General features: G+C 73.7%; 21 protein-coding genes and 1 pseudogene. 16 read left to right on the plus strand and 6 right to left on the minus strand.

Translation table 11 applies throughout. The features are described 5' to 3' along the window. The first annotated feature begins 135 nt into the window (after positions 1-135). The 5 genes and pseudogenes from CUD01_RS07045 to CUD01_RS07065 all read left to right on the plus strand — a co-directional run bounded on the left by CUD01_RS07045 (position 136) and on the right by CUD01_RS07065 (position 6,738). Positions 136-1,677, plus strand: a complete 1,542-nt coding sequence (locus tag CUD01_RS07045; RefSeq protein WP_141319826.1) for a sugar ABC transporter ATP-binding protein — start codon at positions 136-138, stop codon at positions 1,675-1,677. Beyond that, the gene (locus tag CUD01_RS07050) at positions 1,677-2,759 is read left to right on the plus strand and encodes an ABC transporter permease (RefSeq protein WP_141319898.1); all 1,083 of its coding nucleotides are present in this window, start codon (positions 1,677-1,679) and stop codon (positions 2,757-2,759) included. The genes CUD01_RS07045 and CUD01_RS07050 overlap by 1 nt, the downstream gene beginning before the upstream one ends. After that, positions 2,756-3,808 (plus strand): ABC transporter permease subunit, encoded by a 1,053-nt coding sequence (locus CUD01_RS07055; protein ID WP_141319828.1) that lies wholly within the window; start codon positions 2,756-2,758, stop codon positions 3,806-3,808. Before CUD01_RS07050 ends, CUD01_RS07055 begins: the two co-directional genes overlap by 4 nt. Positions 3,809-3,932: 124 nt before the next feature. Further along, a pseudogene (locus tag CUD01_RS07060) lies at positions 3,933-4,463 on the plus strand (Ig-like domain-containing protein); the annotation flags it as partial. A gap of 106 nt (positions 4,464-4,569) precedes the next feature. Then, complete coding sequence (locus tag CUD01_RS07065) at positions 4,570-6,738, plus strand: alpha-galactosidase (RefSeq protein ID WP_141319832.1); 2,169 nt, start codon at positions 4,570-4,572, stop codon at positions 6,736-6,738. Positions 6,739-6,752: 14 nt separating this feature from the next. Here CUD01_RS07065 and CUD01_RS07070 read toward each other — a convergent pair whose 3' ends face one another. The 3 genes from CUD01_RS07070 to CUD01_RS07080 all read right to left on the minus strand — a co-directional run bounded on the left by CUD01_RS07070 (position 6,753) and on the right by CUD01_RS07080 (position 9,797). Further along, the gene (locus tag CUD01_RS07070; protein ID WP_244937698.1) at positions 6,753-7,628 is read right to left on the minus strand and encodes a PPK2 family polyphosphate kinase; all 876 of its coding nucleotides are present in this window, start codon (positions 7,626-7,628) and stop codon (positions 6,753-6,755) included. 92 nt (positions 7,629-7,720) lie between these two features. After that, on the minus strand, positions 7,721-8,416 hold the full coding sequence (locus CUD01_RS07075; RefSeq protein ID WP_094180839.1) for a potassium channel family protein: 696 nt from the start codon (positions 8,414-8,416) through the stop codon (positions 7,721-7,723). Positions 8,417-8,420: 4 nt separating this feature from the next. Next, positions 8,421-9,797, minus strand: a complete 1,377-nt coding sequence (locus CUD01_RS07080) for a TrkH family potassium uptake protein (RefSeq protein WP_141319834.1) — start codon at positions 9,795-9,797, stop codon at positions 8,421-8,423. Positions 9,798-9,972: 175 nt separating this feature from the next. Between CUD01_RS07080 and CUD01_RS07085 the strand changes: the two genes are divergently transcribed. The 3 genes from CUD01_RS07085 (at position 9,973) to CUD01_RS07095 (ending at position 11,863) form a co-directional block, all read left to right on the plus strand. Beyond that, positions 9,973-11,148: an acetoin utilization protein AcuC gene (locus CUD01_RS07085; protein ID WP_141319836.1), complete on the plus strand. Its 1,176-nt coding sequence runs from the start codon at positions 9,973-9,975 to the stop codon at positions 11,146-11,148. Between the two features lie 213 nt (positions 11,149-11,361). Further along, positions 11,362-11,586, plus strand: a complete 225-nt coding sequence (locus CUD01_RS07090) for a helix-turn-helix domain-containing protein (protein ID WP_094180836.1) — start codon at positions 11,362-11,364, stop codon at positions 11,584-11,586. Between the two features lie 178 nt (positions 11,587-11,764). After that, the gene (locus CUD01_RS07095; RefSeq protein ID WP_003792170.1) at positions 11,765-11,863 is read left to right on the plus strand and encodes a 30S ribosomal protein bS22; all 99 of its coding nucleotides are present in this window, start codon (positions 11,765-11,767) and stop codon (positions 11,861-11,863) included. A 96-nt stretch (positions 11,864-11,959) separates the two neighbouring features. Here the strand turns inward: CUD01_RS07095 and CUD01_RS07100 are convergent, their stop codons facing one another. Then, positions 11,960-12,490 carry a GNAT family N-acetyltransferase gene (locus tag CUD01_RS07100; protein ID WP_094180835.1) on the minus strand — a complete coding sequence of 177 codons (531 nt, stop codon included), beginning with the start codon at positions 12,488-12,490 and terminating at the stop codon, positions 11,960-11,962. Positions 12,491-12,624: 134 nt separating this feature from the next. Next, positions 12,625-13,443 (minus strand): HAD family hydrolase, encoded by an 819-nt coding sequence (locus CUD01_RS07105; protein ID WP_094180834.1) that lies wholly within the window; start codon positions 13,441-13,443, stop codon positions 12,625-12,627. Between the two features lie 91 nt (positions 13,444-13,534). Here CUD01_RS07105 and CUD01_RS07110 point away from each other — a divergent pair, with 91 nt between their 5' ends. Then, entirely contained in the window at positions 13,535-13,807 is a 273-nt protein-coding gene (locus tag CUD01_RS07110) for a glutaredoxin family protein (protein ID WP_232514433.1), read from the plus strand. A gap of 10 nt (positions 13,808-13,817) precedes the next feature. Further along, positions 13,818-14,459: a redox-sensing transcriptional repressor Rex gene (locus CUD01_RS07115; protein WP_141319838.1), complete on the plus strand. Its 642-nt coding sequence runs from the start codon at positions 13,818-13,820 to the stop codon at positions 14,457-14,459. Positions 14,460-14,611: 152 nt separating this feature from the next. Here CUD01_RS07115 and CUD01_RS07120 read toward each other — a convergent pair whose 3' ends face one another. Then, on the minus strand, positions 14,612-15,175 hold the full coding sequence (locus CUD01_RS07120; RefSeq protein WP_141319840.1) for a YceI family protein: 564 nt from the start codon (positions 15,173-15,175) through the stop codon (positions 14,612-14,614). Between the two features lie 274 nt (positions 15,176-15,449). Between CUD01_RS07120 and CUD01_RS07125 the strand changes: the two genes are divergently transcribed. From CUD01_RS07125 to ccsB, 6 genes are read left to right on the plus strand one after another with little or no spacing between them, the layout of a single operon-like run. Continuing rightward, positions 15,450-15,968 (plus strand): MarR family winged helix-turn-helix transcriptional regulator, encoded by a 519-nt coding sequence (locus CUD01_RS07125; RefSeq protein ID WP_141319842.1) that lies wholly within the window; start codon positions 15,450-15,452, stop codon positions 15,966-15,968. A gap of 49 nt (positions 15,969-16,017) precedes the next feature. Next, positions 16,018-16,776, plus strand: coding sequence for a histidine phosphatase family protein (locus CUD01_RS07130; RefSeq protein WP_141319844.1), 759 nt, complete (start codon positions 16,018-16,020; stop codon positions 16,774-16,776). 1 nt (position 16,777) lies between these two features. Beyond that, entirely contained in the window at positions 16,778-17,398 is a 621-nt protein-coding gene (locus tag CUD01_RS07135; RefSeq protein WP_371860764.1) for a TlpA family protein disulfide reductase, read from the plus strand. Continuing rightward, positions 17,395-18,312, plus strand: coding sequence for a cytochrome c biogenesis CcdA family protein (locus CUD01_RS07140; protein ID WP_166772188.1), 918 nt, complete (start codon positions 17,395-17,397; stop codon positions 18,310-18,312). Before CUD01_RS07135 ends, CUD01_RS07140 begins: the two co-directional genes overlap by 4 nt. A gap of 1 nt (position 18,313) precedes the next feature. Beyond that, positions 18,314-20,122, plus strand: coding sequence for a cytochrome c biogenesis protein ResB (gene resB, locus CUD01_RS07145; RefSeq protein WP_141319846.1), 1,809 nt, complete (start codon positions 18,314-18,316; stop codon positions 20,120-20,122). Next, entirely contained in the window at positions 20,109-21,176 is a 1,068-nt protein-coding gene (gene ccsB, locus CUD01_RS07150; RefSeq protein ID WP_141319848.1) for a c-type cytochrome biogenesis protein CcsB, read from the plus strand. Before resB ends, ccsB begins: the two co-directional genes overlap by 14 nt. The last annotated feature ends 122 nt before the right edge of the window (positions 21,177-21,298 follow it).

Below are 21,298 nucleotides of genomic sequence, written 5' to 3' on the forward strand. Positions count from 1 at the left end.
GCGGCGGGGCCCCCCGCCCCGCCGCACGGCGCGTCGTCGCAAGGAGTGCACCACCCCGCGGCCCGGCCGCTCGGCACGGTGCACGGCACCACGTCGCCGCCCTCGGCGGCCCCTCAGCAGGACGGATGACCAACGATGTCCCTCACGTCCGACTCCGCCCCCGTCGTGCAGATGCGTGGGATCACCATCGAGTTCCCCGGTGTGCGGGCCCTCGACGGTGTCGACCTCACGCTCCGGCCGGGTGAGGTCCACGCACTCATGGGTGAGAACGGTGCGGGCAAGTCGACCATGATCAAGGCGCTCACGGGCGTCTACCAGGTCGACGCCGGCGAGATCCGCGTCGCGGGCGAGCCGCACCGCTTCCACTCGACCGCCGAGGCGCAGGCCGCCGGCATCAGCACGGTGTACCAGGAGGTCAACCTCTGCGGGAACCTCTCGGTCGCCGAGAACGTGATGCTCGGGCACGAGGTCCGCGTCGGACCGTTCATCAACTGGTCCGCGACGCGGCGCAAGGCCAAGGAGTACCTCGCGCGCCTCAACCTCGACATCGACCCGCTGTCGCAGCTGAGCTCGCACTCGATCGCGGTGCAGCAGCTGTGCTCGATCGCACGTGCGATGGTCGTCGACGCGAAGGTGCTGATCCTCGACGAGCCGACCTCGAGCCTCGACAAGGCGGAGGTCGCGGAGCTGTTCACGGTCGTGCGCCAGCTGCGGGACAGCGGCGTGGCCATCTTGTTCGTCTCGCACTTCCTCGAGCAGATCTACGAGATCAGCGACCGGATGACGATCCTGCGCAACGGGCGGTTCGTGGGGGAGTACCTCACCGCTGAGCTGCCGCGCATCGATCTCATCTCGAAGATGCTGGGCCGTGCGAGCGACGAGCTCGCGGCGATCGAGGCGGGTGCGCAGCGCGTCGCGCACGACGACGAGCGCGGCACGCCCCTGCTGAGCGCGGTGCGGCTGGGCCGCTCGGGCTCGGTCGAGCCGGTGGACCTCGAGGTCTACGAGGGCGAGATCGTCGGCTTCGCGGGTCTGCTGGGCTCGGGCCGCACCGAGCTCGCGCGCCTGCTGTACGGCGCGGACAAGCCCGACGCGGGCGATCTGACGGTGTTCGGCGAGCAGGTGCGCTCGGCCGCGCCGCTGTCCTCGCTCAAGAACGGTGTGGCGTACTCGACCGAGGACCGCAAGAAGGAGGGGATCATCGGGGACCTCACGGTCCGCGAGAACATCGCCCTCGCGATCCAGGCGAACCGCGGCATCTGGCGGCGGATCCCCGCCAAGGAGCTCGACGACGTCGTCGACCACTACATGACGGCCCTGAACATCCAGCCGCCGAACCCGAACATGCTCATCAAGAACCTGTCGGGCGGCAACCAGCAGAAGGTGCTGCTGGCGCGCTGGCTCGCGACGTCGCCGAAGCTGATCATCCTCGACGAGCCGACGCGCGGCATCGACATCGGCGCGAAGGCCGAGATCCAGCGCCTCGTCGTCGAGCTCGCGTCGCAGGGCATGGGCGTCGTGTTCATCTCCTCCGAGCTGGAGGAGGTGCTGCGCCTGTCGCACCGCCTCGTCGTGCTGCGCGACCGCGAGAAGGTCGGCGAGCTCGTCAACGGCCCCGACGTGACTTCGTCCACGGTCCTCGAAACCATCGCAGCGAGCGGGAGTGACGCAGCATGATGACCGGAACCGTCCAGACCTCGGGGCTCGCGTGGCTCACGCGGGTCACGCGGCACCACCTGTTCTGGCCCGTGCTCGCGCTCGTCGCGCTGTGGGTCGCGTGCGGGATCGTGAGCCCCGGCTTCCTCGATATCAAGGTCGTCGACGGGCACCTGTTCGGCCAGCTCGTCGACATCACGCGCAACTCGGTGACGTTCCTGCTGCTCGCGCTGGGCATGTGCCTCGTGATCGCGACCGGCGGCATCGACCTGTCGGTCGGCGCGGTGATGGCGATCTCGCTGTCGGTGGCCCTGACGTACATCGACAGCTCGGGCAACGGCGAGAACGCGACGGTCGCGCTGTCGGCGATCGCGATCGCGCTCGCGGTCGCGGCGGTCGTCGGGGCGTTCAACGGGTTCCTCGTCGCCGGGTTGGGCATCCAACCGTTCATCGCGACGATGATCATCCTCGTCGCGGGCCGCGGTATCGCGCTCGCGTTCACGAGCGGGCAGATCACGACGACGCACTCGGCTCCGTTCAAGTCGATCGGGTCCGGCTTCGTGCTGGGCATCCCGACGCCCGTGGTGATCGGGGCGGTCGTGTTCGCGGTCGTCGCGGTCGTCGTGCGGCGCACGGCGCTCGGCATGCTGCTGGAGTCCATCGGCATCAACCGCACCGCGAGCCACATGGCGGGCGTGCGGTCGCGCAACATCACGTGGCTCGTGTACGTGATCTGCGGCGTCCTGGCCGGCCTCGCCGGCCTGGTCTACGGCGCGCCGACGATGGCGGCCGACGCGAACAACATCGGCCAGCTCATGGAGCTCAACGCGATCATGGCGGTCGTCATCGGCGGCACCAAGCTCGACGGCGGCAAGTTCTCGCTCGCGGGCACGATCGTCGGTGCGCTCATCCTGACGACGCTCGACCGTGCGGTGATCATCTTCCACCTGCCGTCGGAGTCGAAGGACCTGTTCAAGGCGATCGTGGTCATCGCGATCTGCATCGCCGGCTCCGAGCGTCTGCGTGAGCTGTCGGGCCTGCGGCGTGTGCCGCGTCTTCCGGGTGGCCCGACGGCGGCCAAGAAGGTGGAGGTGGCGGCGTGACCGCGCAGACGGTGTCGGAGAAGCTGCCGACGAAGAAGAGGCCGGCCGGCGCGCCGGACGCGCGCTGGAAGCGACTGCTGGACCGCCGGTACCTGCCGACGGCGGGCACGGTGGCGACGCTGCTGCTGCTCCTCGTGGTGGGCCAGCTGCGCTACAGCACCGACGACCGCAGCTTCATCAGCATGCGGCTGTTCTCCAACCTGTTCATCGACAACTCGTACCTGCTGGTGCTGGCGATCGGCATGACGTTCGTCATCATCTCCGGCGGCATCGACCTGTCGGTGGGTGGCGTGGTGGCACTCGTCGGCCTGGTGGTGGCGAAGCTGCTGCTCAACGGGGTACCGCTGCCGGTGGTGCTCGTGGTGGGCGTGCTCGTCGGGACGGCGATCGGCTCGCTGATCGGCGTGATGGTCCAGTACTTCCGCATCCAACCGTTCATCGCGTCGCTCGCAGGTCTGTTCCTGGCCCGCGGGCTGGCGAACATGATCGGGACCACGTCGATCGGCATCAAGGACCCGGGCTTCGAGAAGCTGGCGTCCTGGAAGATCAAGTTCGGTGAGCGTCCCGACATCTGGTACGTCAACCTGTCGATGATCATCGCGGCCGTGGTGCTGCTGGCCGCCGTGTACCTGCTGCACTACACGCGGTTCGGCCGCACGGTGTACGGGCTGGGCGCGGGCGACGGCGGGCAGGCGGCGGGCCTGATGGGTCTGCGGCCGGGCGCGACGAAGATGTGGGTCTACGTCGTGTCGGGCACCTGCGCCGGCATCGGCGGCATCCTGTTCGCCTTCTACACGAAGTCCGGCTACAACCTGTCGGGCGTCGGCATGGAGCTCGACGCGATCGCGTCGGTCGTCATCGGTGGCGCGCTGCTCACCGGTGGCGTCGGCTACGTGCTCGGCACGTTCGCGGGCGTGACGCTGTACGGCCTGATCCTGGTGGTCTGCAACCGCGAGGGCCTCGAGCCCTGGTGGAACCGCATCCTCATCGGCGCGATCCTGCTCGGCTTCGTGCTGCTGCAGCGCGTCCTCGTCGCGAGACGGAACTAGGGGACACGACGGGCGCGGGACGACGTGGTCCCGCGCCCGTCGCGCCCGCCCGCACGGTACGGCTGAGCGCACGGCGCAGCCGTCACCGTCGGGGAGAGAACGAACCCTCGCGCTCGCGACGACGCCCGTGAAGTACGGCCGCCCCGTCGCCGTGACCGTGAAGGTCACGTCCACCCAGGGCACCCCGACCGGCAAGGTGCGCGTCCTCGAGGGCTCGAGGAACCTCGGGACGACGACCCTCTCGGGTGGCGCCGCGTCGTTCCGGCTGCGCGGGCTCGCGGTGGGCACGCACACGCTCACGGTCGTGTACGACGGCAACGCCACGCACGCGACGTCGCAGGCCACCGTGACCGTCAAGGTCATGCGGACCACGTCGCGCACCAAGGTCTCGACGCCGTCCGTGACGGTGGGCACGGCGCCGCGTGCCACGGTCACCGTCATCTCGAACGTCACGGTCACCGGCAAGGCGACCGTGACCGTCAGGAAGGGGACCACGGTCGTCGCGAAGGTCACCGGCACGCTGCGCAGCGGCGTCGTCACGGTGACCCTGCCGAAGCTCGCCAGGGGCACCTACGCGGTGTCGGCGACCTACGGCGGGTCGACGACCATCACCGGGTCGACCGGAGGCACGACGCTCGTCGTGAACCCGCGCTGACCCGCCCGACGGGCCGCGTCCACCCCTCCGCACAGGGGCGGACGCGGCCCGTCGGTGTACCGGCGCGGCGCGACGCGGGCACGGGGTCGGTTGGTTGGATGGGCGCATGCTCGTGCACCTGCGCGCGGCGGGCGTGAGCCTGCTGCTGACCGCGACCGACGACCGCCTGCCGCACGTCCTGCACTGGGGGCGGGACCTGGGCGACGGCCTGGACGCCGACGCCGCGGCCGAGCTCGTGCGTGCGTGGGCGCCGCCGCGTGCGGGCGCGCAGGTCGACGAGCCGGTGCCGGTGCCGGTGCTGCCGGGCCAGGCCGAGGCGTGGCTCGGGACGCCCGGCGTCGCGGGGCACCGGGACGGGCTCGCGTGGTCGCCGTCGTTCGTCGTGCGCTCGTCGTCCCTCGACGTGGCGCAGGCCGGGGGGACCGTCCGGGTGCAGGCGGCCGACGAGGACGCGGGGCTGGACCTCGAGCTCGTCGTCGAGCTCACGCCGCAGGGCGTGGTGCGCACGCGCGCGACGCTCACCAACGCGGGCGCGGGCACGTACACGCTGGACGCGCTGCAGCCCGCGCTGCCGGTCCCCGCGCACGCCGCCGAGATCGTCGACCTCGCGGGCCGGTGGGGCAAGGAGCGCACGCCCCAGCGGCACACGTTCACGGTCGGCACGCACGTGCGCGAGGGCCGGCGCGGGCGCACGGGCGCGGACGCGACGCTCGTGCTCGTCGCGGCCGAGCCCGGCACGGACTTCCGGCGCGGCGAGGCGTGGGGCGTGCACGTCGCGTGGTCCGGCAACCACCGCACGCAGGCCGAGCTGATGCCCGACGGCACGCGCCTGCTCGGCGGCGGCGAGCTGCTCCTGCCGGGCGAGGTGCGGCTCGCGCCCGGGCAGGCCTACACCTCCCCGTGGCTGTACGGCACGTACGGCGACGGGCTCGACGCGCTCGCGGGCCGGTTCCACGCGCTGCTGCGGGCCCGCCCGCACCACCCGCGCACGCCGCGACCCGTGACCCTCAACGTGTGGGAGGCCGTGTACTTCGACCACTCGCTGCCGCGGCTGCGCGAGCTCGCGGACCTCGCGGCGTCGGTCGGCGTCGAGCGGTTCGTCGTGGACGACGGCTGGTTCCGCGGCCGTCGGGACGACACGGCGGGCCTGGGGGACTGGTACGTCGACGAGGACGTGTGGCCCGACGGCCTGCGGGCGCTCGCGGAGCACGTGCACGGCCTCGGCATGCAGCTCGGGCTGTGGTTCGAGCCGGAGATGGTCAACCCCGACTCCGACCTCGCGCGGGCGCACCCCGAGTGGGTCCTGCAGGTGCCGGGCCGTACCCCGCCGCTCGTGCGCCACCAGCAGGTGCTCGACGTCGCACGGCCGCAGGTCGCGGCGTACCTGCGCGAGCGCGTCGTGAGCCTGGTGCGCGAGCTCGGTCTCGACTACGTGAAGTGGGACCACAACCGTGACCTCGTCGAGGCGGGCGGGGCGAGCGGCGCCGCGGGCGTGCACGCCCAGACCGCCGCGGTGTACGCGCTGCTCGACGCGATCCGCGCCGACTGCCCGGGGCTCGAGATCGAGTCGTGCTCGTCGGGCGGCGCACGCGTCGACCTGGGGATCCTCGAGCGCGCGGACCGCGTGTGGGCGTCGGACTGCATCGACGCGCGCGAGCGGCACGAGATCCAGCGGTGGACCGCGCAGCTCCTGCCGCCCGAGCTCGTCGGGTCGCACGTCGGTGCGGCCCGGGCGCACACCACCGGTCGGGTGCTCGCCCTGTCGTTCCGCGCGTCCACCGCGCTGCTCGGCTCGTTCGGCATCGAGTGGGACCTCGCGGCCGCGTCCGACGACGAGCGCGCGGAGCTCGCCGCGTGGGTCGCGCTGTACCGGTCCGAGCGTGCCCTGCTGCACACGGGCGTCGTCGTGCGGGACGAGGTGCCGTCCGCAGGGCTGTGGGTGCACGGCGTGGTCGCCCCCGACCGCGCGCGGGCGTTGTACGCGCTCGTCCAGCGCGAACGGCCCGCGACGTGGCCGCCCGGGCGCGTCCGGCTGCCGGGCCTCGACCCGGACGCGCTGTACGAGGTCGCGCCGCACGGCCCGTACGCGCCGCACAGCACGTGGGACCGCCCGGCCTGGTGGTCGGCACCTGTCCGGCTGACGGGCCACGTGCTCGCGACGGTGGGCGTCGCGGCGCCCGCGGTCGAGGTCGACCACGCGGTCCTGCTCACCACCACGCGCGTCGCGGGGGCGGGGCAGTCAGCTGGTCGACACCCCGTTGTGCCGGCCAGCTGACATCGGTGCGCGCGTCAGCGGGTGGCTTCCAGACGCGCGAGCTCGGTGGCCACGTCGAACGACGGCTGCGGCCAGGTCAGGTCGAGGTCGAGCAGCGCACGCAGCAGCAGCGCGCTCACGGCCAGGCGGGCGTACCACTTGTGGTCCGCGGGCACCAGGTACCAGGGCGCCACGTCGTACGACGAGCGTGCGAGCACCTCGTCGTACGCGGCCTCGTACGCGGGGCGCTGCAGGCGCACGTCCACGTCGTGCGGCGCGTACTTCCAGTGCTTGTCGGGGCGCTCGAGCCGCTCGAGCAGGCGCGTGTACTGCTCGTCGCGCGAGACCCACAGGACGGCCTTGACGACCGTCGTGCCGTTCGCGACGAGGTCACGCTCGAACGCCTCGATCTCGGCGAACCGCCGGTCGAGCTCGGCGGCGTCCGCCGTGCCCGACGCGTGCGGGACGAGGATGTCCTCGTAGTGCGAACGGTCGAACAGGCCGATGCGCCCGGCGGGCGGGAGCGCGTTGCGGATGCGCCACAGGAAGTGGTGCTCGAGCTCCTCGGGCGTCGGGCGGCCGAAGCCGCGCAGCGCGACGCCCTGCGGGTCGACCAGGCCGAGCACGTGCCGCGCGATGCCGCCCTTGCCGGCCGTGTCGAGCCCCTGGAGCACGACGAGCACGGAGCGCGTGCCCCCGGTGCGGCCCTCCGCGAACAGCCGCTCCTGCAGGTCGGACATCCGCCCGCCGATGGCCTCGAGGGTCGAGCGGCCCTCCTTCTTGCCGCGCGTGTACCCGGGCGTGGAGGCGGGGTCGAGCTCCGTGACGGACCGCCCCGGGACGGCGCGCAGGGCCTCGGCCACGTGGTCGAGCCGCTCGCGCACCTCGTCGTCCGACGGCCGCTTGGCCACGGGGACCGCCTCTCTCGTCGGCGAGCGATGGGACGCGGGGCGTGCCCCGCGCTCGGATGCTATCGGCGCACGGCGTGCCGCGCGAGACCTCGTCAGGGGCGGGCGGCGAACCGCTCGAGGAGGTCGGCGTGACCCGAGACGATGATGATGTCGTTCTGCGAGATGCGGGTCTCGGGGGTCGCGTAGACGAACTCGGTGCCGGGCGACTTCACGCCGACCACCGTGACCCCGTACCGCTCGCGGATCTTCGACTGCGCGAGCGTGAAACCCTGCGTCTCCTTCGGCGGGCGCATCTTGACGACCGTGAAGCCGTCCTCGACCTCGATGTAGTCGAGCAGCTTGCCCGAGACGAGGTGCGCGACGCGCGAGCCCGCGTCCGCCTCGGGCAGCACCACGTGGTGCGCGCCGATGCGCTGCAGGATGCGCGCGTGCTCGTTGGAGACCGCCTTCGCCCAGATCTGGGGGATGCCGATGTCGACGAGGTTGCCCGTGATGAGCACCGACGCCTCGAGGTAGGACCCGACGCCGACGACCGCGACCGGGAAGTCCCTTGCGCCGAGCTGCTCGAGCGCCTCGGGGTTGGCCGCGTCGGCCTCGACGAGCGCGATGCGCCCCGCCCACTGGGCCACGAGCTCGGGGCTGCGCTCGACCGCGAGCACGTCCTGCCCGAGCCGGTCCAGCGTCGCCGCGATCGCGGACCCGAACCGGCCCAGCCCGATGACGAGCACACCCGAGTCCTTCTTGGGCGTGCGCGGGGCGCCCTGCGTGCCTGCGCGTGCGTCGCGCATGGTCTCAGCCAATGATCGGCCTCTCTTCCGGCAGCCGGATGACCCGACGACGGTTGCGCAGCGCGAGCGCGGCCGCAAGCGTCATGGTGCCGGTCCGGCCGATGAACATCAGGACGGTGAGCACGTACTTGGCGGCGTCGGGCAGGCCCGGCGTGATGCCGGTCGACAGCCCGCACGTCGCGAACGCGGAGATGACCTCGAACAGCACGACGTCGAGGCGCAGCCCCGTCATCGCGAGCAGCAGCAGCGAGGCGATGAGCACGAACGTCGCGGAGATGAGCGAGACCGCGATCGCGACCTGGAGCGCGTCGCGCGGGATGCGCCGGCCGTACGCCTCGACGTCCCGGTCGCCGCGGGCCTCCGCGACGATCGCGAGCAGCATGACCGCGAGCGTCGTCACCTTGATACCGCCGGCGGTCGACGCCGAGCCGCCACCGACGAACATGAGTGCGTCCATGAGCAGCCAGGTCGACTCGTGCATCTGGCCCACGTCGACAGTGGAGAAGCCCGCCGAGCGGGGCATGACGCCCGCGAACAGGGACGCGAGCGCGGTGCCCGACGCGTCGATGGGTGCGAACGTGCTCGGGTTCGTCCACTCGAACGCGGCGACGAGCACGGAGCCCGCGACGACGAGCGCGAGGCTCGTCGTGATCGTCAGCTTGGCGTGCAGGCTCCACCGCCGCGGCTCGCGCAGGTGCCTGGCGACGTTGAGGATCACGGGGAAGCCGAGCGACCCGATGAACACGCCGACGATGATCGGCAGCAGCACCCACCAGTCGGAGATGAACGGCGCGAGCCCCTCGGGCGTCGGCACGAACCCGGCGTTGTTGAACGACGAGACGCCGTAGAAGATCGCGTGCCACGCGGCCGTGCCCCACGACTCGTCGTACATGTGGAAGCGGGGGAGCAGGACGAGCGCGATCGCGACCTCGAGGGTCGTCGAGGTCACGATGACGGTGCGCACGAGCGAGCCGACCTCGCCGAGCCGCGTGAACTTGGTCTCCGACGAGACGAGCAGGCGCTGCGTGAGGCCGATGCGCCGCGAGACCGCCATGCCCAGCAGCGACGCGAGCGTCATCACGCCCAGGCCGCCGATCTTGATCGCGACGAGGATGACGACGAGCCCCCACGTCGACCAGTACTCGCCGGTCGGGACCACGACGAGCCCGGTGACGGTGCTCGCGGACGTCGCGGTGAACAGGGCGTCGACGAACGGGGCGCGGTGCCCGGACGCGGTCGCCCACGGCGCGGACAGCAGCACCGTGACGAGCGCGATCACCGCGGCGAACACGCCGAGCGCGAGGCGGGCGGGCGACTGGCGCGCGGACCGGTCGACGAGCTCACGCGCGCGCCACGCGACGCCGGGGCCGCTGCGCGCCATCCCACCTCCCGAGCTCGTCCCGACCAGCGTGCATCGCACACTCTGGCACGTCGCGCGCCCGTGGGCCGCGCGCGGTCCGCGACGCGCCCGCGCTCGTCCGGCCCGCCGCCACGCGCCGCCGCGCGACGCGCCACGGGGGTTCGACACCGCGCCGGTTCGGTGTTTGGGTGTGGTCATGACGCCGCGGCCGCGCGTGGAGTGGGCGCCCGAGATGCTCCGCTACGACTTCGGCACGGGGCACCCGATGTCGCCCGCACGGCTCGCCCTGACGATCGACCTGGCGGGCGAGCTCGGCCTGCTCGAGCACGTCGACGTCGTCGCCGCGCAGGTCGCGCCCGACGAGCTGCTGACCACGGTGCACGAGGCCGCGTACGTCGCGGCGGTGCGGCGCGCGGCCGACGAGGGCGTGCGCGACGAGGCCCGCGGGCTGGGCACGCGCGACGACCCGATCTTCCCGGGCATGCACGAGGCGTCCGCGCGCGCGGTGCAGGGCACCCACGACGGGGCGCTCGCGGTGTGGCGCGGCGAGACCGACCACGCGGTGAACATCGCGGGCGGCCTGCACCACGCGATGCCGGGCGCCGCGTCGGGGTTCTGCGTCTACAACGACGCGGCGGTCGCGATCCGTGCGCTGCTCGACGCGGGCGCGGAGCGAGTGGCGTACGTCGACGTCGACGCGCACCACGGCGACGGCGTGCAGGCGGTGTTCTGGGACGACCCGCGCGTCCTGACGGTCTCGGTGCACGAGTCGGGCCGGACGCTGTTCCCGGGCTCGGGCCACGCGTACGAGACGGGCGGGCAGCACGCCGAGGGCTCGGTGGTGAACCTCCCGCTGCCGGCGGGCACGTCGGACGCGGGCTGGCTGCGCGCGATCGACGCGGTCGTCCCCCCGGTCCTGCACGCGTTCGGCCCCGACGTGCTGGTCACGCAGCACGGGTGCGACACGCACCGCATGGACCCGCTGAGCAACCTGCGGGTGACGGTGGACGCGCAGCGGCTCGTGGCGCAGCGGCTGCACGACCTCGCGCACGAGGTGGCGCACGGCCGGTGGGTCGCGCTGGGCGGCGGCGGGTACGCCGTGGTGGACGTCGTGCCGCGCGCGTGGGCGCACCTGCTCGCCGTCGCTGCGCACCGGCCGGTCGACCCGGACCAGGTGGTCCCGCAGGCGTGGCGCGACCGGGTCGCGCGGGACTTCGGGCGCGAGGGGCCGGTGTCGATGTCCGACGGCGCGGTGCCGGCGTTCCGCACCTGGGAGTCGGGCTTCGACCCGGCCGACGAGGTCGACCGGGCGATCCGGGCGACCCGCGCCGAGGCGTTCCCGCTGCTGGGTCTGGACGTCCACCACGAGTGACCGGCCTGCCGCGCGCGTCGTCGGCGCTCGTGCGGGTCAGACGCCCGGGTGGGAGGGATCCGGGCAGACCGGTCGTCACACCCGTCACCCCTTTCACTCGTGTCCCAGGCGCCACTAGGGTTGGGCCAGCCCGTCGACGACGGGTCACAGGGCCGGCGCGTGAGCACCGGGGGACGGGTGCCGCAGGGCGCCCCAGGAGGACGATCCGCACCGATGAGCGACCAGCCGGGCCGCGTGCGCTACCTGACCGTCGTGGAGGTCGCGGACGTCATGCGCGTCTCCAAGATGACGGTCTACCGTCTGCTCCACTCCGGCGAGCTGCCGGGCGTGCGCGTGGGCCGCTCGTTCCGCGTCCCGCAGGACGCGCTCGACGCCTACCTGCGCTCGTCGATGTCGAGCGTGACCCCCGAGCAGGACACCGAGCGCCGCTCCTCCTGACGTCCTGTCCGACGCACGTCGCGGGCACCGGCCGTCATCGCGTAAGGTAGGCCCTCGGACTTTCCTTGTGCGGGCGGCAGTGCGCGAGCACGGCCGTGAGCCCTGACCGGGCGACCGCGCGTCGAACGACCAGCACTGGTCCGCTGCCGCGGGCCCCACCGGAAGCGAGAGTGGACCCATGGGCTCCGTCATCAAGAAGCGCCGCAAGCGGATGGCCAAGAAGAAGCACCGCAAGCTGCTGCGCAAGACGCGTCACCAGCGTCGCAACAAGAAGTGACCACCCGCTGCCCCGGCAGCGCGTGAGCGAGGGCTCGGCCGTCCGGCCGGGCCCTCGCTGTCTGTCCCGGCGCCTCGGACGCCCGAGCAGGGTGTCTCAGAGCGCGCGCTCGAGGACGAAGTCGTCCTCGATGCGGGACCCCACACGGAAGTGCTTGGTGCCGACCCGCAGGAAGCCGTGGCGCTCGTAGAACCGCTGCGCGCGCGCGTTGAGCTGGTTCACGCCCAGCCAGCACCCGAGCGCGTGGCGGCCGCGCGCGTCGGCGAGGGTCGCGGTCATCAGCGCGTCGGCCACGCCCCGCCCGTGGCGGTCGGGGTGCACGTAGCACTTGGACAGCTCGGCGGTCGGCCACAGCGACAGCGCGGAGCGCACGTCGGAGTCCGCGGGCATGCCGGCGACCAGCATCGTGTAGCCCTCGAGCGTGCCCGCCTCGTCGTGCGCGACGAGCACCGTGCGCCTGCCGTCCGCGAGGTAGCCCTCGAACGCGGTGTGCGACAGCACGGTCTCGACGAACGCCCGCTGGTCCTCGGGCGTCGACCCCGGGGGGCAGGCGAGCGGGAACGTCACGGCTGCCAGGTCGGCGAGAGCGGCGAGGTCGTCGAGCCGCGCGCGGCGAACGGTTGTCACGGAGGAACCCTAGGACGCTCGCGGGGTGCCTCCGGGGCCCGGGAAGGGCGCTGGCACCCAGGCCGGGCCACGTCGTGACGTCCGGCGCGTGTTCGTCCGACCTGCGCCCCGCCGGGACCGCGCGGAACGGCTCCTCAGCCTCCGGCGTGTCGCGTCAGCCCGCGCCGGGCGGCCCGCGCCGAGACGGCGGTCGCCCACACCGCGCCCGCCACGGTGGCGGCGCGGACCCCGCGCGTGAGCGAGCGCCGTGCGGGCCGGAAGTCGCGCACCGGCCATCCCTGCCGTGCCGCGTGCCGCCGCAGGCGACGGTCCGGGTTGATCGCGCACGGGCGCCCGACCGCGGACAGCAGCGGCAGGTCGTTCGTCGAGTCCCCGTACGCGGCGCAGCGCGCCAGGTCGATCCCGGTGCGCTCCGCGAGCGCCCGCACCGCGCGCGCCTTCGCCTCGCCGTGCAGCAGGTCGCCGACGAGCCGGCCCGTGTAGAAGCCGTCGACCTCCTCGGCGACCGTCCCGAGCGCCCCCGTCGTCCCCAGCCGGCGCGCGAGCAGGCCCGCGATCTCCATCGGCGACGCGGTGACGAACCAGACCTCGTCGCCGGCCGCGACGTGCGCGTCGATCAGCGCGCGCGTGCCGGGGTACAGGCGCAGGTGCAGCACCTGGTCGTACACGTCCTCCGCGATCGCGGTGACCTCCGCGACGGAGTGCCCGCGCATGATCGCGAGCGCCTCGCCGCGCAGCCGGTCGATCTGCCGGCGGTCCTCACCGACGAGCCGGTAGCGCAGCTGGTGGCCCGTGAACCGCAGCAGGTCCCACGGCCGGAAGAACCCTCGTCGGTACAGCCCGACGGCCAGGTGGAACGCGCTCGCGCCGCGCACCACGGTGTTGTCGACGTCGAAGAACGCGGCCGTGCGCCCGGCGCCCACCGCGGCACGGTCGTGCGTCGGCTCCGGCATCCGGTCACTGTAACCAGCCCCGAGCGGCCCGCGCCGGGTCGGTGGTCCGAGGCGCCCGCACGCGGGTCCCGCGCGCACTAGGGTCGGGCTCGTGCACGACGACGAGCCGACGACCACCGCACGCGTGGTCCTGTTCTCCCGCGCGGGGTGCCACCTGTGCGACGACGCGCGCGCGGTCGTCGCCGCCGAGGCGTCCCTCGCGGGCACCGCGTGGCGCGAGGTCGACGTGGACCGCGACGACGAGCCGGGGCGTGACCTGTCGCAGTACGGCGACCTGGTGCCGGTGGTGGAGGTCGACGGCGTGCGGCAGGGGTACTGGCGCATCGAGCCGGCGCGGCTGCGGCGCGCGCTGGCCGCCCGCTGAGGGCACGGGCGTGCGCACGACGCCGGACCGCGGGGAGCCGCCGGACGCGACCGTCGCCCGCCTGCCCGGGTACCTGCACGCGCTGGAGTCCGTGCGCGGCTCGCGGGTCGTGACGTCCGAGGAGCTCGCGGCGGCCGCGGGTGTCTCGCCGGCGCAGCTGCGCAAGGACCTGTCGTTCCTCGGCTCGTACGGTCGCCGGGGCGTGGGGTACGACGTCGCGCACCTCGAGCGGCAGCTCGGCGAGGTGCTGGGCGTGCAGACACGGCGCGCCGTGGTCATCGTCGGGATCGGCTACCTGGGGCACGCGCTGGCCAGCTACGGCGGGTTCGCCGAGCGCGGGTTCGAGGTGGCGGCGCTCGTCGACGCCGATCCGCAGGTCGTCGGGACGACCGTCGCGGGGCTCGTCGTCGAGCCCGCCGACGCGATCGGCCGCGTGGTGGGGCGTACGTCGGCGTCGGTCGGGGTGATCGCCGTCCCGGCGCCGCACGCGCAGCCCGTGTGCGACGCGCTCGTCGGTGCGGGGGTGACGGCGCTGCTGACGTTCGCGCCGCGCGCGCTGCACGTGCCCGAGCACGTGACCGTGCGGCAGGTGGACGTGGCGAGCGAGCTGCAGATCCTCGCGTTCCACGACGCGCGTCGTCGCGCGCGCTGACGCCGCACGCGCTGACGCCGGACGCGCTGCCGCACGTCCCGGGGCAGACGCCGCGGGCGGGCCCGGCGTGGTGCCGGACCCGCCCGCGGGTCACGCGGCGGCGTCAGGGGGTGCGCTGCCGCGGTGGTCGGGCGCCGCTGGGGCGCCCGGGCTCAGGCCTGCTTGATGGCCGAGACGTCGAGCGTGATGGTGACCTTGTCGGAGACGAGCACGCCGCCGGCCTCGAGCGCGGCGTTCCAGGTCAGGCCGAACTCCTTGCGGGAGATCGTCACCGAGGACTCGAACCCGGCGCGCGTGTTGCCGAACGGGTCGACCGCGACACCGTTGAACTCGGTGGCGAGCTCGACCGGGCGGGTCTCGCCGTGGATCGTCAGGTCACCGGCGATGACGTACGCGTCGCCCTCGGCACGGATCGCGGTCGAGGTGAACGACCACTCGCCGAACGCCTCCACGTCGAAGAAGTCGCCGCTCTTGAGGTGGCCGTCGCGGTTCGCGTCGCCCGTTGAGACGGTCGACGGGTCGAGCGTCGCGGTGACGGAGGTCGAGGCGAGGTCCTCGCCGACCGTGATGGTGCCGCCGGTGACGGCGACCGTGCCGCGGACCTTGGAGATGCCCGCGTGGCGGACGCTGAACGCCGCCTCGGTGTGCGAGGCGTCGATGGCCCAGGTGCCCGTGGTGAGGCCGGCGGGGAGGGCGGTGGTGGTCGTGGCGCTCATGGTGGTTCTCCCTGAGAGGTCGGTGGTGCCGGATGGTCCGGGCAGTCGGTCGAGTCGTTGAACTCTCAACTGCTGCTAGTTCAAAGTTGTACTACAGTGGGAGGCGGAGCGCAAGACCCCACCGGGGACTCGTCGCGCACCCGGTCGGCTGGGACACTCGTCCGGCGAGCCGCCGGGCACCCGACGACGCAGCCCCTGACGCACGCACGCACGACGCGCGCACGCCCGACGCACGCACACCGCCGAGCACGGCGCCGCACGAGAGGTGAGACACGTGGCCACCACCACACCGACGACGTCCGCACCCGCGGCCCCCAGCGCCGACGAGGTGCGGTGGCTGACCGCCGAGGAGCAGCTGAGCTGGCGCGCGTACCGCAACGGCGTCGCGATGCTCAACGACACCCTCGCGCACGAGCTCGAGGCCGAGACCGGCCTGTCGATCCACGAGTACGAGGTGCTCGTGCGCCTGTCCGAGGCCCCCGAGCGCACCATGCGCATGTCCGAGATCGCGACCGGGCTCGCGCACTCGCGCAGCCGCCTCACGCACACCATCCGGCGCATGGAGGAGCAGGGCCTCGTCGAGCGGCACCAGTGCCTGCACGACGCGCGCGGTGTGAACTGCACGATGACCGAGCAGGGGTGGCAGCGCCTCGTCGCCGCCGCACCCAGCCACGTGCGGTCGGTGCGCGCGCACCTCGTCGACGTCCTCACCCCCGAGCAGTTCCGCGCGCTGGGCGAGGCGATGGACGCCGTCGCCGAGCACCTGTCCGGTGGCGCGTCTCACCCCGGCTGACCCCCGGCCCGGCCCCGAGCACACGGCTGCGTGAGGGACACTGGCTCCCATGGTCGCGACCACCGTCCACCTGATGCGCCACGGTGAGGTGCACAACCCCGACGGCGTGCTCTACGGACGTCTGCCCGGGTACCGCCTGTCCGAGCGCGGGCGCGCGATGGCGCGCCTCGTCGCCGCGCACCTGTCCGGCCGCCGGTACGAGGGCGAGTGGCTCAGCGAGCTGGGGCACGAGGACGCCGCCGCCGACGCCGTGGTCGCGAGCAGCGCCCTCGCGCAGGCCGCGGGCGCCGCGCCCCTGGCCGGGACGCGCCGGGACGTCGTCGCCGTGATCGCCTCGCCGCTCGAGCGCGCGCAGGAGACCGCCGCGCCCATCGCGGCGGCGTTCGGCGTCGAGGTCGGCACCGACCCCCGGCTCATCGAGGCCGACAACCACTTCCAGGGCAGGACGTTCGGCGTGGGCGACGGCTCGCTGCGGCACCCCGAGCACTGGCCGTACCTGCGCAACCCGTTCCGGCCGTCCTGGGGCGAGCCGTACCGCGAGCAGGTCGACCGCATGCTCGCGGCCGTCGACTCTGCGCGCGAGCTCGCCCGCGGGCACGAGGTCGTGCTCGTCTCGCACCAGCTCCCCGTGTGGGTCACGCGGCTCGCGCTCGAGAAGCGTCGGCTGTGGCACGACCCGCGCCGCCGCCAGTGCTCGCTCGCGTCGCTCACGAGCCTGTCCTTCGAGGACGACACGCTCGTGGCCCTCACCTACACCGAGCCCGCCGCCGCGCTGCTGCCCGGCGCCGCGACCGTGGCAGGTGCGTGACGTGACGCCGCTCGCCGGGGCCCGGGCGGCCCGCCGCGCCCCGCGCGCGCTGGTCGCCGCCGCGCTCACCGTGCTCGTCGGGGTGCTCGCCGCGTGCGGCCCCGCGCAGGAGCAGTCCACCGACACCACCGACGACGGCTACGTCTCGGGCGACGGCTCGACGAAGACGTGGGCGCCCGGCGACCGCCAGGGCCCCGTCGAGCTCGCGGGCACGGACTACGAGGGCACCGCGCAGGACGTCGCCTCCTGGCGCGGCGACGTCGTCGTGCTCAACACCTGGTACGCCGCCTGCCCGCCGTGCCGGGCCGAGGCCCCCGACCTCGTCGCGTTCGCGAACGAGTACGCCGAGCAGGGCGTGCGCGTCCTGGGGCTGAACTCGACCGACGAGGCCGGTGCCGCGCAGGCGTTCCAGCGCACGTTCGACGTGCCGTACCCGAGCCTCGAGGACACCAGCGGGCAGGGCGTGCTCGCGCTGCAGGGCGTCGTGCCGCTCAACGCCGTCCCGACGACCGTCGTGCTGGACCGCGAGGGCAAGGTCGCCGCGCGCGTCGTCGGGCTGCTCGACGCCTCGACGCTGCGCACCGTCGTCGACGACCTCCTCGCCGAGCCGGTGCCGTCGTGACGCCGGGCGCGCTGTCCACGCTCGCGGGGTCGACGCAGGTGCTCGCCGCGGGCGGGTCGTTCGGGCAGACCGCCGCGAGCGGGTCGCTCCTGCTGGCCGTGCCGGTCGCGGTCGTCGCGGGCGTCGTCGCGTTCGCGTCGCCGTGCGTGCTCCCGCTCGTGCCCGGCTACCTCGCCTACCTGGGCGGCATGACGGGCGCGACGAGCACGCGGCTCGGCGCCGGTGCGCCGACCGGGCCGGCCGGGTCCGCCGTGGCCGGTGGCGTCGTGCGCGGGGTCGCGCCCGGGCAGCCGGTCGTCGGCGCCGACCAGGACGCGCCGCGGCGCCACCCGGCCCGCGCGCGCGTGCTCGCCGGGGTCGGGCTGTTCGTCGCCGGGTTCTCGCTCGTGTTCGTCGTGTTCGGCGTGCTCGCCGGGACGCTCGGCTCGGCGCTCGTGCAGTGGTCCGACGTGCTCTCGCGCGTGCTCGGGGTCGTCGTCGTGCTCATGGGCCTGGCGTTCTGCGGCCTCGTGCCGTTCCTGCAGTACGAGAAGCGCCTGCACCTGGCGCCGCGCGCCGGGCTGTGGGGTGCGCCGCTGCTGGGCGTGACGTTCGGGCTCGGGTGGACGCCGTGCATCGGCCCGACGCTCGCCGCGATCTACAGCCTGTCGCTCGACCAGGCGTCCGCCGGGCGCGGAGCGCTGCTCGCGGTCGCGTTCTGCGTGGGCCTCGGGCTGCCGTTCCTGCTGGTCGCGCTCGGCGTCGAGCGCTCCGCGCGTGCGCTGTCCTTCCTGCGCCGGCACCGCCTCGCGATCATGCGGGTCGGCGGCGGCCTGCTCGTCGTGCTCGGTCTCGCGCTCGTCACCGGTGTGTGGGACACGTGGGCGCAGTGGCTGCAGGGCGTGTTCACCGACGACTTCGTGCCGGTGGTGTGACGTGGCGACCTACCGCCCCGAGGGCCTCGAGGACACGTTCGCGACGAGCGCCGCCGCACCGGGCGCCGACGGTTCGTCGGACGCACCCGCCGCCCCGCCCCGGCTCCCGCGCCTGGGCCCCACCGGGTGGGCCCGCTGGGCCTGGCGGCAGCTCACGAGCATGCGCGTCGCGCTGCTGCTGCTCATGCTGCTGGCCGTGGCCGCCGTCCCCGGCACGATCTTCCCGCAGCGCGCGCAGGACGTCTCCGAGGTCGCGCAGTACATCGACGACCACCCGTCCACCGGGCCGTGGCTCGACCGGTTCGGGTTCTTCGACGTGTACTCCTCCGTCTGGTTCTCCGCGATCTACCTCATGCTGTTCATCTCGCTCGTCGGGTGCATCCTGCCGCGCACCCGCGCCCACCTGGGCGCGCTGCGCGGCCGCCCGCCGCGCACGCCACGGCGCCTCACCCGGTTCCCCGCGCAGGCGCGCGCCGAGGTCGCGGGCACGCCGCAGGACGTCGCACGCCGCGCGGCGAGCGCGATGCGCCGCGGCCCCCGGTGGGCGCCGTTCGTGCGGTCCTACCGCGTCGACGTGCACGACGAGGGCGGCGGCGCCTGGTCCGCCGCGGGGGAGCGCGGGTACCTGCGCGAGACCGGCAACCTCGTCTTCCACCTCGCGCTCGTCGGGCTGCTCGTGTCCGTCGCGGCCGGTCAGATGCTGCACTACCGCGGTCAGGCGATCGTCGTGCAGGGCCGGGGCATGGCGAACTCCGTCAAGGAGTACGACACGTTCGAGAAGGGCACGGCGTTCAGCGAGGACAGCCTCGAACCGTTCACGCTGCGCCTCGACGACTTCACCGCGCGGTTCGACGACGAGACGCTCGAGCCGCGCGACTTCGCCGCGTACGTCACGGTGACCGACCCCGACGGGACCCCGAGCGCCGAGACCATCAAGGTCAACCACCCGCTCGAGCGGGACGGCGCCAAGATCTACCTGCAGGGCAACGGCTACGCACCCGAGCTCACCGTGCGGGACGCGGCCGGCGAGGTCGCGTTCTCCGGCGCGGTGCCGTTCCTGCCGCAGGACGAGGTCTACACCTCGCGCGGCGTCGTGAAGGTGCCGGACGTCTCCGGCGACCAGGCGCAGGTCGGCCTCGTCGGCTACCTGCTGCCCACCGCGGTGGAGATCACCGACGGGCTCTACCAGTCGGTCGACCCGCAGCCCGACGCGCCGCTGCTCGTGCTCTCGGTGTGGTCCGGCAACCTGGGCCTCGACACCGGCGTGCCGCAGAACGTGTACCAGCTCGACGAGTCGCGCATGGAGCAGGCGGTCGACGCCGACGGCAAGGCCGTGACGATCTACCTGCGTCCCGGCGAGAGCGTCGAGCTGCCCGACGGGCTCGGGAGCGTCTCGTTCGACTCGCTGACCCGGTACGTCGCGCTCGACCTGCGCCACGACCCCGCGCTGACGTGGGTGCTCGTGTTCGCGCTCGCCGCGTTCGCGGGGCTCGCGGCCTCGCTGTTCGCCCCGCGGCGCCGGCTCTGGGTGCGCGCGGTGCCCGGCACGCGGCCGGGATCTACAGTGGTGAGCGCCGCGGGCCTCGCGCGCGGCGACGACGTCGGCCTCCAGCCCGAGCTCGATCGCGTGCTCGCGGACGCGCTGACCACGTTCGACCCGGTCACGGTCGAGCACACGACGGCACCGGGCACGACGACGGTGCGCACGACGACAGCGGACACACGGGTCCCGCCGACGACCTCGGCGGACCAGACGCAGCCGGACACCCCGGACGCGCCGAGGGACGGGAGAGACCATGCAGGTCGGTGACCTGAGCACGCTTCTGGTGTGGGCCGCGGCGACCGCGTTCCTGATCGCGCTCGTCGCCTACACCGTCGACCTCGCGCGCCTCGCGGACAACGCGCAGCGCCTCGACGTGCCCGAGGAGGCGAAGGCCGAGGCGCGCGTCGAGGCGCTCGCGGGCGCGGGCGTGCGCGGCGGCACCGCGACCCTCTCGCGCGGGCCCGACTCCGCGATCGCGGGCGCCACGGTGGACGCGGCGCCGGGACGTTCGCCGCGCGCCGAGGGCATCGCGCGCTCGACCACCTACCTCGGCATCGTGCTGCTGTTCGCCGCGATCGTCCTGCGCGGCGTCGCCGCGGGCCGCTGGCCCACGGCCAACATGTACGAGTTCACGCTCGTCGGCGTCTTCGTCGCGACCACGGTGCTCGCGGTGGTGCAGCGCCGGCGCGTCATCGCGTTCCTCGGCGTCGTCGTCATGGGCATCGCGGTGACCGCGCTCGTCGTCGCGATCGAGAGCTTCTTCGTGCGCGCCGACGCGGTGCGCCCCGCGCTGCAGAACTACTGGCTGGTGCTGCACGTCGGCGTCGCGATCATCGCGACCGGCATCTTCACCGTGGCGTTCGCCGCCGCCGTCCTCCAGGTCATGCGCTACGGCCGCGAGACCGACCGCACGCACCTGGGCCACCGGTGGTCGCGCGCCGACGGCCTGCGTCAGGCGTTCTCCGGCCTCGCCGTCACCGGCCCGCGCTTCCGCTGGCTCGAGCAGGTCCCCGACTCGCGGCGCCTCGAGGCCCTGTCCTTCCGTCTCAACGCCATCGCGTTCGTGCTGTGGACCCTGACGCTCATCGGCGGCGCGGTGTGGGCCGAGGACGCGTGGGGCCGGTACTGGAACTGGGACCCCAAGGAGGTCGGCACCTTCATCGGGTGGGTCGTGTACGCCGCCTACCTGCACGCGCGCACGACGCGCGGCTGGAGCGGCCGCAAGGCGGCCTACTTCGTCTTCGCCGGCTACGCGTGCGTGATCGCCAACTTCACGGTCGTCAACCTGGCGATCAAGGGCCTGCACTCCTACGCCTTCTAACCGGGGAGCGCGCGTCCGCGCCTCCGGTCGCGGGTTCGTCGCCAGGTCGTGCAGTCGTCCGCGCGACCTGGCGACAGACGCGCGACCTCGCGTCGGACCCACGCCCTTGGACTCCCCTCAGC

The organism is Cellulomonas uda (assembly GCF_006538705.1).
Taxonomy (GTDB): Bacteria; Actinomycetota; Actinomycetes; order Actinomycetales; family Cellulomonadaceae; genus Cellulomonas; species Cellulomonas uda.

Coding starts and splice junctions, on each gene's coding strand:
- CUD01_RS07120 (WP_141319840.1), bottom strand. CDS start 15,175: ATGAGCGCCACGACCACCACCGCCCTCCCCGCCGGCCTCACCACGGGC.
- CUD01_RS07050 (WP_141319898.1), top strand. CDS start 1,677: ATGACCGGAACCGTCCAGACCTCGGGGCTCGCGTGGCTCACGCGGGTC.
- CUD01_RS07045 (WP_141319826.1), top strand. CDS start 136: ATGTCCCTCACGTCCGACTCCGCCCCCGTCGTGCAGATGCGTGGGATC.
- CUD01_RS07130 (WP_141319844.1), top strand. CDS start 16,018: ATGGTCGCGACCACCGTCCACCTGATGCGCCACGGTGAGGTGCACAAC.
- CUD01_RS07105 (WP_094180834.1), bottom strand. CDS start 13,443: ATGCCGGAGCCGACGCACGACCGTGCCGCGGTGGGCGCCGGGCGCACG.
- CUD01_RS07065 (WP_141319832.1), top strand. CDS start 4,570: ATGCTCGTGCACCTGCGCGCGGCGGGCGTGAGCCTGCTGCTGACCGCG.
- CUD01_RS07090 (WP_094180836.1), top strand. CDS start 11,362: ATGAGCGACCAGCCGGGCCGCGTGCGCTACCTGACCGTCGTGGAGGTC.
- CUD01_RS07080 (WP_141319834.1), bottom strand. CDS start 9,797: ATGGCGCGCAGCGGCCCCGGCGTCGCGTGGCGCGCGCGTGAGCTCGTC.
- ccsB (WP_141319848.1), top strand. CDS start 20,109: ATGCAGGTCGGTGACCTGAGCACGCTTCTGGTGTGGGCCGCGGCGACC.
- CUD01_RS07095 (WP_003792170.1), top strand. CDS start 11,765: ATGGGCTCCGTCATCAAGAAGCGCCGCAAGCGGATGGCCAAGAAGAAG.
- CUD01_RS07075 (WP_094180839.1), bottom strand. CDS start 8,416: ATGCGCGACGCACGCGCAGGCACGCAGGGCGCCCCGCGCACGCCCAAG.
- CUD01_RS07085 (WP_141319836.1), top strand. CDS start 9,973: ATGACGCCGCGGCCGCGCGTGGAGTGGGCGCCCGAGATGCTCCGCTAC.